Genomic DNA, 15,119 nt, shown 5'->3' on the forward strand with positions numbered 1-15,119 from the left:
GCGGATTAGGCGAACTGCTTGAGGAAGCGCAGATCGTTCTCGAAGAACGCGCGCAGATCGGAGACGCCATAGCGAAGCATCGCGAAGCGCTCCACGCCCAGACCGAACGCGAAGCCGGTGTAGCGCTCCGGATCGATGCCACAGTTCTTCAGCACATTGGGATGCACCATGCCGCAGCCCAGCACTTCCAGCCAACGCGTGCTGCCGTCTTCGGCATCCCAGCGAATGTCCACTTCGGCCGATGGCTCAGTGAAGGGGAAGTAGCTGGGACGGAAACGCATCTCGAAATCGCGCTCGAAGAATGCGCGGATGAATTCGGCCAATGTGCCCTTGAGGTCGGCGAAGCTCGAGGTCTCGTCGACCAGCAGGCCTTCGATCTGGTGGAACATCGGCGAGTGGGTCTGGTCCGAATCGCTGCGGTAGACCTTGCCCGGCGCGATGATGCGGATCGGCGGCTGGCGGCCCTGCATGGAACGCACCTGCACCGGCGAGGTATGCGTGCGCAGCAGGCGGCCATCACCGAAGTAGAAGGTGTCGTGCATGGCGCGCGCCGGATGATGCGGCGGGAAATTCAGCGCCTCGAAGTTGTGCCAGTCGTCCTCGATCTCCGGACCGTCGGCACGCTGGTAGCCCAGCCGCGCGAAGATCGCGCTGATGCGCTCGAGCGCACGCGTGATCGGATGGATGCCGCCACGCTCGCCATCGCGGCCGGGCAGCGTGATGTCGATGGTTTCCGAAGCGAGGCGGCGATCGAGCTCGGCCTGCTCCAGCACCTGCTTGCGCGCAGCCAGTGCATCGGCCAGCCGATCCTTGACGCGATTGACCTCGGCGCCGCGCGCCTTGCGCTCGTCGGGCGACAACGCGCCCAGCGCCTTCAGCGCCGCCGTGACGATGCCGCTTTTGCCCAGGAGGCTCACGCGCAGCGCATCGAGCGCTTCCAGCGTGTCGGCCTTGCCGATATCGGCCAGCGCGGTCGACGCGCGGCTATCCAGATCGTCCATAGTGGTGCGCTTCTCGCTGCTTTCCCTCTCCCCTTTGGGGAGAGGGCAGGGTGAGGGGCCACTCTTGCGACATCGCTTATCGAAGCACGCTTCGATGTGTGACTGAGGCAAGAGTGTCCCCTCACCCCAACCCTCTCCCCGCAGGGGGAGAGGGAGCGAATCGTAGAGTCGCTGAAACAAAAACGGGGAGGAGGCTTTAGGCCTCCTCCCCGCTTGATCACATCATATCGTCAGTGCGCAGTGCGCGAGACGATCAAGCGGCCAGACTGGCCTTCGCCTTTTCTGCGATCGCACCAAACGCCTTGATGTCGTGCACGGCGATGTCCGCCAGGACCTTGCGGTCGACGGTGATGCCGGCCTTCGACAGGCCATTGATCAGGCGGCTGTAGGACAGGCCGAACTGACGGGCGGCGGCGTTGATACGCACGATCCACAGGGCGCGGAACTGACGCTTGCGCTGCTTGCGGCCGATGTAGGCGTACTGACCGGCCTTGATGACGGCCTGGTTGGCAACGCGGAAGACCTTGCGACGGGCGTTGTAGTAACCCTTCGCGCGGCCAATGATCTTCTTGTGACGACGACGGGCGGTAACGCCACGCTTAACACGAGCCATGGTTCAGTCCTCCGCCTTAGAGATACGGCAACATGCGTGCCACACCCTTGGTGTCGCATGCCTTGACGTGGTTGGTCGCACGCAGACCGCGCTTACGCTTGGTCGACTTCTTGGTCAGGATGTGCGACTTGAAGGCGTGACCGGCCTTGAACTTGCCCGACGCGGTCTTGCGAAAACGCTTCGCAGCCGCCCGGTTGGTCTTGATCTTGGGCATGGAAATGCTCCCTGATGGGGATGGACCCCGGTTTCTGACTGATCTGGCGGTGGCCTTCCGACCACGCTTTCCGTCCTGCCAGCATCGGTGCACGACCCGTCCTGGTGGGTCGAACCGGCGATTATAGGGAGGTTCGGGGGGATTTGCCAGCGGTGAGCTTTAGCCCTCTCCCTCTGGGGCGAGGGATGGGGCAAGGGGCCAATCTTGCCGGATGCCTTCCCATCTCAGGGGTCTTACGCCATGAGCCAAGCCTTGCGGGCTGGTCCGTCGCGAGCCCCCGCCCCTCACCCTGCCCTCTCCCCAACGAGGAGAGGGGAAGAATCGAAAAAGAAAAGCGGCCCGAAGGCCGCCTTTCCCCAGACTCCCCGAAACTTACTTCTTCTTGGGTCCGATCATCATGACCATCTGGCGACCTTCCAGGCGGGGGAAGGATTCCACCACGCCGTTCTCGCCGACGTCTTCCTGGATCTTCTTGGCCAGGTTCTGGCCAAGGTCCTGGTGGGACATTTCGCGACCGCGGAAGCGGATGGTGACCTTGACCTTGTCGCCTTCTTCCAGGAAGCGAAGCATGTTGCGCAGCTTGATCTGGTAGTCGCCCACGTCCGTGACCGGACGGAACTTCACTTCCTTGATCTCGACCTGCTTCTGCTTCTTCTTGGCCGCCTGGGCCTTCTTCTGGGCTTCGAACTTGAACTTGCCGTAATCCATGATGCGGCAGACCGGCGGGTCGCCGTTCGGCTGGATCTCGACGAGGTCCAGGCCGGCTTCCATGGCCATGTTGAGCGCTTCGTCGCGGCTCAGGATGCCCAGCTGTTCCGAATCGGGACCAATGACGCGAACGCGCGGAACGCGGATCTCGTGGTTACGGCGGTTGCCCTTAGTGTCGGTGGTAGCGATACCACTATCCTCCAGAAGAGTTCTTGTTTATGCCGGCCCGCGCGCTCAGCGGCGGGTTTCGGCTTCCAGGCGTTCGACGAATGCGGCCAGCGGCATGCTGCCCAGGTCTTCGCCGGAACGGGTACGCACAGAAACGGACCCTGATTCCTTCTCGCGATCTCCGACCACCAGCAGGTAAGGGACTTTCTGCAACGTATGTTCGCGGATTTTATAGCCGACCTTCTCGTTGCGCAAATCGGCGTGTACGCGGAAACCTTTGTCGACAAGGGTTTGCGTTACTTCACGAACATAGTCGCCCTGGGCGTCCGTGATGCTGAACACGGCGGCCTGGACCGGGGCCAGCCAGGTCGGCAGCAGGCCGGCGTGGTGCTCGATCAGGATGCCGATGAAGCGCTCCATCGACCCTACGATGGCACGATGCAGCATCACCGGGTGACGACGCTGTGAATGCTCGTCCACGTATTCGGCGCCCAGGCGCTCGGGCATCATGAAGTCCACCTGCATGGTACCCACCTGCCAGGCGCGGCCGATGGAGTCCTTCATGTGGTACTCGATCTTCGGGCCGTAGAAGGCGCCCTCGCCCGGCAGCTCCTCCCACTTCACGCCGGCGGCACCGAGCGCGGCGCGCAGTGCGTCTTCGGCGCGATCCCACACGTCGTCACTGCCGATGCGCTTGTCAGGGCGCAGGGCGATCTTCAGCGCGATGTCCTCGAAGCCGAAATCGCCATACACCTTCATGGCCTGCTGGTGGAACGCCGTCACCTCGGACTCGATCTGCTCTTCGGTGCAGAACACGTGGCCGTCGTCCTGCGTGAAGGCACGCACACGCATGATGCCGTGCAGCGCACCCGAAGGTTCGTTGCGATGACATGCGCCGAACTCACCGTAACGGATCGGCAGCTCGCGGTAGCTGTGCAGGTCGGTGTTGAAGATCTGCACGTGGCCCGGGCAATTCATCGGCTTCAGGGCGTACGTGTGCTTCTCCGACTCGGTGAAGAACATGTTTTCCTGATAGTTGTCCCAATGGCCGGACTTCTTCCACAGCGACACGTCCAGCACCTGCGGGCAGCGCACTTCCTGGTAGCCGCTGTTGCGGTACACGCGGCGCATGTACTGCTCGACCTGCTGCCAGAGCGCCCAGCCCTTCGGATGCCAGAACACCATGCCCGGCGACTCTTCCTGCATGTGGAACAGATCCAGCGCCTTGCCGATCTTGCGATGGTCGCGCTTCTCGGCTTCTTCCAGCTGGTGAAGGTAGGCTTTGAGATCCTTGTCGTTGAGCCACGCCGTGCCGTAGATGCGCGTGAGCATCGCGTTGTTGGAATCGCCGCGCCAATACGCGCCGGCAACCTTCATCAGCTTGAACGCGCGCAACTTGCCGGTGTTGGGTACGTGCGGGCCGCGACACAGATCGGTGAACTCGCCCTGCGAGTACAGCGAGAGTTCCTCGTTGGCGGGAATGCTCTCGATGATCTCGGCCTTGTACTCCTCGCCCAGGCCGCGGAAGAAGCTTACGGCGTCGTCGCGCGTCTTCACGCTGCGCGTCACCGGCAGGCCTTCCTTCACGATCTTTTCCATCTCCGCCTCGATCTTCACCAGATCGTCGGGCGTGAACGGGCGCTCATAGGCGAAGTCGTAATAGAAGCCGTTGTCGATCACCGGGCCAATGGTGACCTGCGCGCCGGGATACAGGCGCTGCACCGCCTGCGCCAGCAGGTGCGCCGTGGAGTGGCGCAGGATGTCCAACGCCTCCGGGCTCTTCTCCGTGACGATTTCGAGGCTGGCGTCGTGGTCGATCGGGAAACTGGCGTCCACCAGCTTGCCATCCACCTTGCCCGCCAGGGTGGCCTTGGCCAGGCCCGCGCCAATGGACGCGGCCACATCCTGCACCGTCACCGGATGCTCGAAGGGGCGCTTGCTGCCGTCGGGTAGCGTAATTTCGATCATGTTTCGCACCTGTTAGCCCGCTCCACCGAAGCGCGCTCTTTTGAAAAGTCCGGCCATGGATGGCCGGTTTGGCTTTTGCCCGCATGGACGCGGGCATCCCATCAATCGTCCAGCCATGGGTGGCCGGTTTGGCTTTCGCCTGCCCGGACGGCAGGCATAAAAAAAGGCGCCAGGCGCCCTTCCTGAAAACAAGGCGTGGCGAAGGTCAGCGATGGAAGCTCGTAGTTGCCATGTCACACGCTCGACCGGCGCGTTGGGCGCGGGCCACCTGTCTCCGATGCATTCGTAGCGAAACGCTAGTTTAGCCCACCTTGGGCTGTCAATTCAGCCAGGCAAGCCCGCAGCCTCATGGCCACCGGCAATAGAATGCGCGGCTGCTTTTCCGGAGATCCTCCCATGCGCATCCTCGTCACCGGCACGGCCGGTTTCATCGGCTCCGCCCTGGCCGAGCGCTTGCTGGCCCGAGGCGACGAGGTGCATGGCATCGACAACCACAACGATTACTACGATCCCACGTTGAAGGAAGCCCGCCTCGCGCGCTTCGCGGCGCATCCGAACTACACCCATCTGCGAGCCGATCTGGCCGATGCCGACGCGGTGAACCACGCCTTCGCCGACTTCATGCCACAGCGCGTGGTGAACCTCGCCGCGCAGGCCGGCGTGCGCTATTCGCTGAAGAATCCGCAGGCCTATGTGCAAAGCAACCTGGTCGGCTTCGTGAACATCTTGGAGGCCTGTCGCCACGGCAAGGTCGAGCACCTGGTCTACGCATCGTCCAGCTCGGTGTATGGCGCCAATCGCAAGCTGCCGTTCGCCATCGAGGATGCGGTCGACCATCCGGTCAGCCTGTACGCCGCCAGCAAGAAAGCCAACGAGCTGATGGCGCATACGTATAGCCACCTGTACGACCTGCCCACCACCGGCCTGCGCTTCTTCACGGTGTACGGCCCCTGGGGCCGGCCGGACATGTCGCCCATGCTGTTCGCCGATCGCATCAGCCGCGGTGAGCCGATCGACGTGTTCAACTACGGCAACCACAGCCGCGATTTCACCTATATCGACGACATCGTCGAAGGCGTGGTCCGCACGCTCGATCACGTCGCCACGCCCGATGGCGCCTACGACGAACTCCAGCCCAACCCGGGTACGTCGAATGCACCGTACCGCGTCTACAACATCGGCAACGACCAGCCGGTGCAGCTGCTGCGTTTCATCGAACTGATGGAGCAGCGCCTGGGCCGCAAGGTGGAAAAGCGCCTGCTGCCGATGCAGCCCGGCGACGTGCCCGATACCTGGGCCGATGTATCCGCGCTGCGTCGCGATGTGGGCTATGCGCCGAATACATCCATCGAGGATGGCGTGGCGCGTTTCGTGGCGTGGTATCGCGAGTATTTCCAGCGCGGGGAATGATTCCCTGCGTTCCACTTACTGCAGGAGCGCACCAGTGGGCGACCGCAGAACTCCGGTGCATCGCTCCGCGGGCTTTTCGCGCACTGGGTGCGCTCCTACAAAAAGGTTCTTCAGAACGGCTTGGCGATCACCAGGAAGATCACGCCCAGCAGCACGAACACCGGCAACTCGTTCATGATGCGCAAGGTCTTCGATGATGGCAGCGCCCCGCCGCTTTCGCTGCGCTTGAGCATGCGCCCGGTCCAGATGAAATAGGCCAGCAGCAGCGCGACCAGTGCCAGCTTGGCATGCAACCAATGTGCATCGCCAAAATTCGGCAGCACGCCGGGAAACACGCGCCAGCCCTGCCACAGCGTCAATCCCAGCAGGAAGGCCAGCCCGAACATGTTGTGGCCAAAGCGATACAGACGCCGCCCCATCAGCACCAGCCTCGCCTTCACCGCCGGCTCGCTGCCCGCCTCGGCGACGTTCACGAGGATGCGCGGCAGGTAGAACACCGTGGCCATCCAGGCCATGACGAACAACAGATGGAAACTCTTGATCCACAGGTACGTCATCGACAGGCTCCTTGGGGCGGTAGTGACTAAGTATCGCCATCGTCAGCGCCGCTGTCTGCCTGCAGATCGCAGGAATCAGCGAAGACAGACCAACCGTCTTCAACTGGACGCCGAAGGGATGAGGGCACCCACGGATGGCCCTCGGCATGGACTCGATGCCGGGCGATCCCAGACGGCCCGCGCGCAAAAAGAAACGGCGCGAACCCGAAGGTCGCGCCGTTTCGTCGGTATTGGTGGGCGGTACAAGGATCGAACTTGTGACCCCTACCATGTCAAGGTAGTGCTCTACCGCTGAGCTAACCGCCCGGAGCTCGCCCGGCATGCCGTGCGAGCCGCGCAGTATACGTGCTCCGGCGGCCGGCGACAACCGCCTCGCGGCGTCAGCATCAGCGCAGGGCTTTTTCCCGCAGCTGGTGGATCTGGTCGCGAATCCTGGCCGCCTCCTCGAACTCCAGGTTCTCGGCGTGCTTGTACATCTGTGCCTCGAGTTTCTTGATCATCGAGGCGGCCTGATCGGCGCTCAGCGCGCTGTAGTCGGCGCCCCGCTCCGCCACGGCGGCCGATTTCTTCTCGCCACGACGGCTGCGGCTGCGTCCCGGGACCTCGCTGCGCGCCCCCTCCATGATGTCGGCGATGCGCCGCACCACCGACTGCGGCGTGATGCCATGCGCCTCGTTGTAGGCCTGCTGCTTCTCGCGGCGGCGAGCCGTCTCATCCATCGCCGCCTGCATCGAACGGGTGATCGAATCGGCATAGAGGATGGCCTTGCCCCGCACGTTGCGGGCCGCGCGGCCGATGGTCTGGATCAGCGAGCCCGTCGAACGCAGGAAGCCTTCCTTGTCGGCATCGAGGATCGCCACCAGCGAGACCTCAGGCATGTCCAGGCCCTCGCGTAGCAGGTTGATGCCCACCAGCACGTCGAACTCGCCCAGGCGCAGGTCGCGGATGATTTCCACGCGCTCCACCGTTTCGATATCCGAGTGCAGATAGCGCACCTTCACGCCGTGCTCGCCGAGATACTCCGTGAGATTCTCGGCCATGCGCTTGGTCAACGTGGTCACCAGCACGCGATCGCCCATCGCAACGCGCTTGTTGACCTCGCCCAGCAGGTCGTCCACTTGGGTACGCACCGGTCGCACTTCCACTTCCGGATCGACGAGACCCGTGGGACGAACCACCAGTTCGACGATGGAGTCGCCTGATTTCTGCAACTCGTAGTCGCGCGGCGTCGCCGACACGTAGATGGAACGCGGCGCACGCGCCTCCCACTCCTCGAAGCGCAGCGGACGATTGTCCATCGCCGACGGCAGGCGGAAGCCAAATTCGACCAGCGTCTCCTTGCGCGAGCGGTCGCCCTTGTACATCGCGCCCAGCTGCGGAATGGTCACGTGCGATTCGTCCACCACCAACAACGCATCCGGCGGCAGATAGTCGAACAGCGTCGGCGGTGGTTCGCCCGCACCACGGCGCGTGAGATGGCGCGAGTAGTTCTCGATGCCCTGGCAGTAACCGACCTCGGCCATCATCTCGATGTCGAAGCGCGTGCGCTGATCCAGACGCTGCGCCTCGACCAGCTTGTTGTCCTTGTAGAGCTGCTCCAGCCGCTCCTTCAGCTCGACCTTGATGGTCTCGATCGCGTTGAGCACGCTTTCGCGGGTACTCGCGTAATGCGTACGCGGATACACCGTGTAGCGTGGCACCTTGCGGATGGTCTCGCCGGTGAGCGGATCGAACAGCGCCATGTTCTCCACTTCGCCATCGAACAGCTCGATGCGCAACGCTTCGGTTTCCGATTCAGCCGGAAAGACGTCGATCACTTCGCCGCGCACGCGATAGGTACCACGGCGCAATTCCATCTCGTTGCGCGTGTACTGCAGTTCGGTGAGCTGGCGGATCAGCGCGCGCTGGTCGATGCGCTCGCCCTTTGCAAGGATCAGGCGCAGCGAGAGATAGTCTTCGGGATCACCCAGGCCGTAGATCGCGGACACCGTCGCGACGATCAACGAGTCCTTGCGCGACAGCAGCGCCTTGGTCGCCGCCAATCGCATCTGCTCGATGTGATCGTTGATCGAGGCGTCCTTCTCGATATACGTATCGGACGCAGCCACGTAGGCCTCGGGCTGGTAATAGTCGTAGTAGCTGACGAAATACTCCACCGCGTTGTGCGGGAAGAATTCCTTGAACTCGCCATACAGCTGCGCGGCCAGCGTCTTGTTCGGCGCCAGCACGATGGTGGGCCGCTGGATCTTCTCGATCACGTTGGCGATGGTGAAGGTCTTGCCCGAGCCGGTGACGCCCAGCAGCGTCTGTGCCGCGAGGCCGGCCTCGAAGCCTTCGCTCAGCGTGCGGATGGCACCGGGCTGGTCGCCCGACGGCTTGTAGGGGGAAACGAGTTCGAAGCGGTCAGTCATGGGAATCCACATGCGGTCGCATTCGGGCATTTTAAATCGGCCTGCTGACAAGGCCTGTCAGCAGGCTATGACGCGGGGGCCATGGGCGCGATGACTGCCCGGCCCGGAGTGCCCCGGTTAGCCTCTTTGCTCCGCAGGCGCAGGGAGGCGCGCGTGGGTACAAAGACATCAGGCCGTCAGCGCGGCTTCACCTTGGTAGAGCAGATCCTGGTCGGCGCCATCGTGGCCGTGCTCGCTTGCGTGGCGGCACCCGCGTTGGGCCATCTGGTCGTCCGCAACCGGCTGCAGATCGCCCAATCCGACATCATCGCCGCGCTCCAGCAGACGCGTGGAATGGCCCTCCAGAGCGGTCGTCGCGCCATGCTTTGCCCTACCTCGGACGGAAAGCAGTGCGCCGACGGCGTGCACTGGGAAGCCGGCTGGCTGGCCGGAGGCTACCGCAGCGACCGCGCCGATCAGCTGGATGCCGCTCCCGCCTTCGCCGATCGCGGACATGAACGACTAGTCATCATCAGCACCGCAGGCCGGAAGCGCATCCGTTTCCAAGCCGACGGCACGGCGAGCGGCAGCAACACCACCTTCACCGTGTGTCGCGCCGGAGAGCCCGATGGAGCGCTGGTTGTGCTCCTTTCGAACGCCGGCAGGATCTACGGCAAAAAAGCCTCCGAGGAGCAGGCCAATCGGTGCGCGACCGACCGCTGAACGGGCTTTGCGAGCCCTGAAAAGCACAAGACCCCGCATCGCTGCGAGGTCTTGTTGAAGATGGCGCCCGAAGTTGGACTCGAACCAACGACCCCCTGATTAACAGTCAAGTGCTCTAACCGGCTGAGCTATTCGGGCGGGGTGAGTCGAATAGTTTGAATATCCGGCTCCGGACTGTCAAGACGTTTTTGGGCGAAAATGCTCTCAGTGGGCCGGTTCGCCGGTGAGCACGCGATAGCACGGCACGTACGCCGTCCCGCCCGGGAGCTTCATGCGGTCCTGCGCCACGAACGCCTTCAGCAGCTCATCCAGCGACTGCATCACGTCGGCGTCGCCATCGATGTCGAACGGGCCGTACTTCTCGATGGCGCGCATGCCCTCTTCCTTCACGTTGCCCGCCACGATGCCCGAGAACGCGCGACGAAGATCGGCCGCCAGTTCGTGCCGCGGTCGATCGCGATGGATGGCGAGGCTGCGCATCGCCTCGTGCGTCGGACGGAACGGCAGCTGGAACGCGTACGGGATGCTGAGCGCCCAGTTGAAGAAGAACGCGTCCTTGTTGTCCAGGCGGTAGTTGCGCACCTTGTCGATGCCACGCACCATCGCGCGCGCCACGGCCGCCGGATCGTCGACGATGATCTGATAGTGCTCCGCCACGCTGTCGCCGAGAGTGAGGCGCAGGAAGCGATCGATCTGCTCGAAGTACGCCGCCGACTGGCGCGGGCCCGTGAGGATCAGCGGGAACGGCACGCCGGCGTTGTCCGGATGCAGCAGGATGCCGAGCAGGTAGAGGATCTCTTCCGCCGTGCCAACGCCGCCCGGGAACACAATGATGCCGTGACCCATGCGCACGAAGGCTTCGAGACGCTTCTCGATGTCCGGCATGATCACTAGGTGGTTCACGATCGGGTTCGGCGATTCGGCGGCGATGATGCCCGGCTCGGTGATGCCGATGTAGCGGTTGTTGCGGCGACGCTGCTTGGCATGCGCGATGGTGGCGCCCTTCATCGGGCCCTTCATGGCGCCCGGGCCGCAGCCCGTGCAGATGTCCATGCTGCGCAAGCCGAGCTGGTAACCCACTTGCTTGGTGTATTCGTATTCGTCGCGCGAAATCGAATGGCCGCCCCAGCACACCACCAGGTTGGGATCGATCTGCGCCTTGAGGATGCGTGCATTGCGCAGGATCTCGAACACCGCATGGGTCAGGCCCACGCTGTCGTCGAGGTCGAAGTTGCCCTGCTCCATCTGCGTCGACACGTAGACGATGTCGCGCACTACGGCGACCAGCAGCTCGTTGATGCCGCGGATGATCTGGCCGTCCACGAAGGCCTGCGCCGGCGCATGGGTCAGTTCGATCTTGATGCCGCGGTCCTGCTGCAGGACCTGGATGTCGAAGTCGGGGAATTGCTCGAGGATGGAGCGCGGATCGTCGCTCATGTTGCCCGAGGTCAGCACCGCCAGCGCGCAGCGGCGCAGCAGGGCGTGCAGCCCCGAACCACTGGCATCGCGCAGGCGCGCCACTTCGTTGCGGGAAAGGATATCCAGGCCACCGGCGGGCGAAATGCGCGCGCTGACCGTGGCGGCTCGGCCGGTCTTGCCGGCGTGGGTGTCATTCATTGAAGCATTCTCCAGGCCGCGCCTTCGCGGCTCATACGTCCGCGGGGAACGAAACGGACCCTCTAGCTTCCCGCGCAAGGCATGGCAGGGTCAAGCTTCGGCCGGCTTTTATCCGCCCCACAAAAAAGCCGGCACCCTTGCGGGTGCCGGCTCTTGGTACTGCTACAGCAAGGACTTGCGTCAGAACGTGTAACGCAGGGTCAGCATCGCCGACCAGCGCGAAACCACGTTGGTCTTGATGTCGCGACCGGCGTCGTACACCACCTTGGTGCCCGGCTGGTAGTTGCCATTGGCATCCGTCGGCAGGGTGTAGATGTACTTGCCCGTCGCCTGGTCCACGCCCGCAAAGCCGGCAAGGTTGCGGGTGTACGGGAACGGCACGTACGACTGCTGGCCCCAATCGTTGTTGAGCAGGTTCAGGAAGTTGTACACGTCGAGACGGATCTCGCCCTTGTTGCCCTTGAACAGGCCGGGCACTTCCTGGCTGAAGCTCATGTCGAGCTGGTTCGTCCAGGCTGCGCGAGTACCGTTGCGACCGGCGATCTGGCCCTGGTGATCCTTCAGGTAGCTGTCCTGCTTGATGAAGGCGTAGAACTGGTCGATCGCCGCCTGCGACGTACCCTTCTGGAACAGCACATCACCCTGCTTCGGGATAAACGCCAGGTCGCGGCTGTAGCTGTCGCCATTGGCGTCGTTGGAGAACACCCAGCTGTACGGCTGGCCGGTCTGGCCGTTGTAGAACGCGCTGATGGTCGTGGCGTAGTTGCCGAAGAAGGCATGCGACCAGGCCACCGATGCCGTCACGCGCTGCTTCACTGCGTAGTTGGCGGTGCTGGCCACGTCTTCGTTCGGGTTCACCCAGACGTTGTTGCTGTAGTTGGACGTCGCCTGGCTGGAGGTACCCGGGTTCACTTCCTTCGCGTTGGCGAAGGTCACGCCCAGGCTCGCCGACCACTCATCGGCGAACGGCTTCTTCAGCGACAGGGTCAGCGCGTCGGAGTAGCCCTTGCCGGTGTTGTCCAGCTCGGTGGTGTTCACCGAGAACTTGCTGTTGGCGTTGGCGCGGTTGGTATTACCCGTCGGGCCGCCGTAGATGTTCTTGTAGTACGTGAAGCGACCATCCGGCAGCACGCCGGTCGGCGCACCGATGTTGAGGTTCTTGTACCAAATGGCATCGCGAACCTTGATGTGCTCGTACTCGGCGCTGGCGATCAGGCCCATCCACGGCAGTTCGCGGTCGAGGGCCAGGCTGGCCTTCCACACGGACGGCAGCTTGAAGTTCGGCGCGACCGTATCCACGGCCATCTGGGTGTTCGACGGCGGCGGCACGTTCTGGTTGAACGGATCCGGGCTGAATCCCGGATAGATCGTGCCCGGGCCCACCGGCAGGTTGCCGCTGTTGCGGATCGAATAGGTGGCCACCGTCATACCGTTGTTCTGGTACGGGTTGGTCATCCACACGGTCGGCGGGCTCGACTGGAACAGGCCCACGCCACCACGCAGCTGCGTCTGCAGCTCGGTGTTGAAGGCGTAGTTGAACGACACGCGCGGCTCGACCATGGTGGAACCGTTGATGGTCTGGTCGTTGCGGAAGCCGAAGGTCTTCTCGAAGGTCGGATTGTAGACCGGCTTGTCGTCCGTCGAGTAACGGTTCACGCGGAAGCCGTACAGCAGCGACAGGCGATCGGTGACCTGCCAGTTGTCCTGCAGGAAGAAGCTGTGGCGGCGCAGGGTCCACTTGCCCGCCACGTCATCCAGCGAATAGCCCTTGGCCGGCTGGTACAGGTCGAACTGGTTGTAGATGCCCTTCTCGAAGTTGTCGATGCCCCAGAACGTGTAGGCACCAAACTGCGTGCGACCGAACAGGTTGTAGATCTTGTCCTGCTGGAAGTCGATACCGCCCTTCACCGTGTGGTCGCCCAGGTACAGGGTGGCCGCGCTGAACAGGCTCCAGGTCTTGGTGGCGATCTGGTTGTAGTCGCTGTACTGGTCTTCGCCCAGGTCGACATACGGCGACGCGCCATTGAGCTTGCCGTTGTTGTCCTTGCCGAGGTTGATGAAGACCTGCGGCTGCTGCCACGGCACGGTACGGACCTGGCTGAAGTCCTTGTAACCGATCTTGGTCTCGGTCGAGAGCACGTCGTTCCAGTCATCGAAGAACTGCAGCGAATAGTTCTTGGTGTCGCTGTTCTTCGTGTACCAGTAGCTGGTCAGGCCGATGGCGTTGTTGCTGTTGCCCTGGATGACCGGCTGCACTTCCTTCGTGCGCTGGAAGGCCAGGCTCGCGCGATGGTTGTCGGTAATGTTCCAGTCCAGCTTCACCAGCGAGCGCTTGCTGTTGAGATCGACACCGCCGCTGCTGAAGTCGCCCGGATGCAGGCCCAGTGCGTTCGCCGCATTGATGATGCGCTGCAGGTCGCTCGGCGACACCTTGTTGCTGGTGGAGGCGCCGGTCAGCGACGAGTCGAGGCCGTTGGCCGAGTCGTTGCCCAGGCCGACCGTCTTCTGCTTCTCGTAGCTGGCGAAGAAGAACAGCTTGTCCTTGATGATCGGGCCGCCGAGCGTCACGCCGCCGGTCCAGTCGCGGTCATAGCCCTGGTAGCTGCGGTCGCCGCTCTTAATCCAGCCAGCGTTGCCCACCATGCTGTCGGCGTTGCGGTAGGCGTAGTACGCCGAACCGTGGAATTCGTTGGTACCGCTCTTGGTCACGGCATTGATGTCCGCGCCCACGGTGTCCGACGTCGTGTCGAAGTTGGCCGTCGATAGGTTGTACTCGGCGATGGTGTCCACCGAGACCGGCGAGCCGAGGTACGGCATGCCGTTGGAGTTCAGGCCGAACGGATCGCCCGCGCCGATGCCGTCGACGGTGATCTTGTTGTAGCGGCTGTTCATGCCCATGGCGGACATGGAGCCGTCGCCGCGGTCGGTGACGGCGATGCGGGGATCGAGGCGAGCGATGTCCTGGATCGAGCGGCCCGGCGACGGGACCATCTTCAGGTCACGGCCCGACACGTTGGTCGACAGGCCCTTGTTGTCGGCATTGAACGTCTGCGCAGCCACCAGGCCGGTGACGGTCACGGCGCCCAGGTTGGTGGCCGCCTGCTGGGCCGCACCCATGGTCACGTTGACCGCGGTATCGGTCGCCAGCTGCAGGTAGACGTTGTCCTGCTCGGACTGCGTCCCGTCCTTGGACACCTTCACGTCGAACGGACCGCCCACGCGCAGGCCCTGGGCCGAGTAACGGCCGCTGGCGTCGGTGGTGGTCGACTTGGTGGTGCCCGACGGCGCGTGCACGATCTGGACGGTGGCGCCAGCGACCGGCTGGCCATTGGCGTCGACGACGCGGCCGCTGATCGAGGAGGAGGTGTCCTGCGCCATCACCGGCGCCGTGGCCAGCAGCGTGGCGATCGCTACCGGCAAGAGTTTGCTGCGCAATGCGTTGTTCATCGAGATTCGACCCCTAAGAGATTCGCAAAAAAGGCATGGGACCAGCACAGAGGAGTCCCATGCCCCTCCGCCACCGTCTTAAGTGACTGATTCCCTGAATTATTTGATGCGTCCCGGGGAGCTTGCTCGAAGCCGCCGGCCTGGACTCATCACGACGAATGTAGGCGCATAATATTACAAATTCGTAACTTTTTGACGTATTTCTCACAAACCTTGCGCGCTATCCCTACGAAATCCGTAAGTTAGTGCCGCTGGTCCTGCCGCTTTGATGCAAAAAAAAAACCGGCGCCTTTCGGCGCCGGT

At 63.2% G+C, this 15,119-nt stretch carries 11 protein-coding genes and 2 tRNA genes; 2 read left to right on the forward strand and 11 right to left on the reverse strand.

Translation table 11 applies throughout. The annotated features are described in order from the left end of the window. Positions 1–5 precede the first annotated feature (5 nt). The 5 genes from pheS to thrS all read right to left on the reverse strand — a co-directional run bounded on the left by pheS (position 6) and on the right by thrS (position 4,672). Complete coding sequence (gene pheS, locus CA260_RS15795) at positions 6–1,001, reverse strand: phenylalanine--tRNA ligase subunit alpha (protein ID WP_111983989.1); 996 nt, start codon at positions 999–1,001, stop codon at positions 6–8. A gap of 253 nt (positions 1,002–1,254) precedes the next feature. Then, the gene (gene rplT, locus CA260_RS15800; protein ID WP_038615749.1) at positions 1,255–1,614 is read right to left on the reverse strand and encodes a 50S ribosomal protein L20; all 360 of its coding nucleotides are present in this window, start codon (positions 1,612–1,614) and stop codon (positions 1,255–1,257) included. Positions 1,615–1,630: 16 nt separating this feature from the next. Next, the gene (gene rpmI, locus CA260_RS15805) at positions 1,631–1,828 is read right to left on the reverse strand and encodes a 50S ribosomal protein L35 (protein ID WP_038615747.1); all 198 of its coding nucleotides are present in this window, start codon (positions 1,826–1,828) and stop codon (positions 1,631–1,633) included. A gap of 372 nt (positions 1,829–2,200) precedes the next feature. Further along, positions 2,201–2,725 (reverse strand): translation initiation factor IF-3, encoded by a 525-nt coding sequence (infC, locus tag CA260_RS15810; RefSeq protein ID WP_338065745.1) that lies wholly within the window; start codon positions 2,723–2,725, stop codon positions 2,201–2,203. Positions 2,726–2,770: 45 nt separating this feature from the next. Beyond that, complete coding sequence (gene thrS / locus CA260_RS15815; RefSeq protein WP_111983991.1) at positions 2,771–4,672, reverse strand: threonine--tRNA ligase; 1,902 nt, start codon at positions 4,670–4,672, stop codon at positions 2,771–2,773. Between the two features lie 396 nt (positions 4,673–5,068). Between thrS and CA260_RS15820 the strand changes: the two genes are divergently transcribed. Continuing rightward, on the forward strand, positions 5,069–6,082 hold the full coding sequence (locus tag CA260_RS15820) for an NAD-dependent epimerase (RefSeq protein WP_111983992.1): 1,014 nt from the start codon (positions 5,069–5,071) through the stop codon (positions 6,080–6,082). A 110-nt stretch (positions 6,083–6,192) separates the two neighbouring features. Here the strand turns inward: CA260_RS15820 and CA260_RS15825 are convergent, their stop codons facing one another. The 3 genes from CA260_RS15825 to uvrB all read right to left on the reverse strand — a co-directional run bounded on the left by CA260_RS15825 (position 6,193) and on the right by uvrB (position 9,050). Further along, positions 6,193–6,639, reverse strand: coding sequence for a CopD family protein (locus CA260_RS15825; RefSeq protein WP_111983993.1), 447 nt, complete (start codon positions 6,637–6,639; stop codon positions 6,193–6,195). Positions 6,640–6,870: 231 nt separating this feature from the next. Next, positions 6,871–6,945: transfer RNA gene (locus CA260_RS15830), tRNA-Val, on the reverse strand. 80 nt (positions 6,946–7,025) lie between these two features. Continuing rightward, the gene (gene uvrB / locus CA260_RS15835; RefSeq protein ID WP_111984423.1) at positions 7,026–9,050 is read right to left on the reverse strand and encodes an excinuclease ABC subunit UvrB; all 2,025 of its coding nucleotides are present in this window, start codon (positions 9,048–9,050) and stop codon (positions 7,026–7,028) included. Positions 9,051–9,242: 192 nt separating this feature from the next. Here uvrB and CA260_RS15840 point away from each other — a divergent pair, with 192 nt between their 5' ends. Further along, on the forward strand, positions 9,243–9,752 hold the full coding sequence (locus CA260_RS15840; protein WP_172461869.1) for a GspH/FimT family pseudopilin: 510 nt from the start codon (positions 9,243–9,245) through the stop codon (positions 9,750–9,752). Between the two features lie 61 nt (positions 9,753–9,813). On the opposite strand, the gene CA260_RS15845 is transcribed toward CA260_RS15840, so the two are convergent. The 3 genes from CA260_RS15845 to CA260_RS15855 all read right to left on the reverse strand — a co-directional run bounded on the left by CA260_RS15845 (position 9,814) and on the right by CA260_RS15855 (position 14,816). Beyond that, positions 9,814–9,890: transfer RNA gene (locus CA260_RS15845), tRNA-Asn, on the reverse strand. A 66-nt stretch (positions 9,891–9,956) separates the two neighbouring features. Beyond that, the gene (ppnN, locus tag CA260_RS15850; RefSeq protein ID WP_111983995.1) at positions 9,957–11,369 is read right to left on the reverse strand and encodes a nucleotide 5'-monophosphate nucleosidase PpnN; all 1,413 of its coding nucleotides are present in this window, start codon (positions 11,367–11,369) and stop codon (positions 9,957–9,959) included. A gap of 180 nt (positions 11,370–11,549) precedes the next feature. Beyond that, entirely contained in the window at positions 11,550–14,816 is a 3,267-nt protein-coding gene (locus CA260_RS15855; protein ID WP_111983996.1) for a TonB-dependent receptor, read from the reverse strand. Positions 14,817–15,119 lie beyond the last annotated feature (303 nt).

It is taken from the genome of Dyella jiangningensis, assembly GCF_003264855.1.
Lineage (GTDB): Bacteria > Pseudomonadota > Gammaproteobacteria > Xanthomonadales > Rhodanobacteraceae > Dyella > Dyella jiangningensis_C.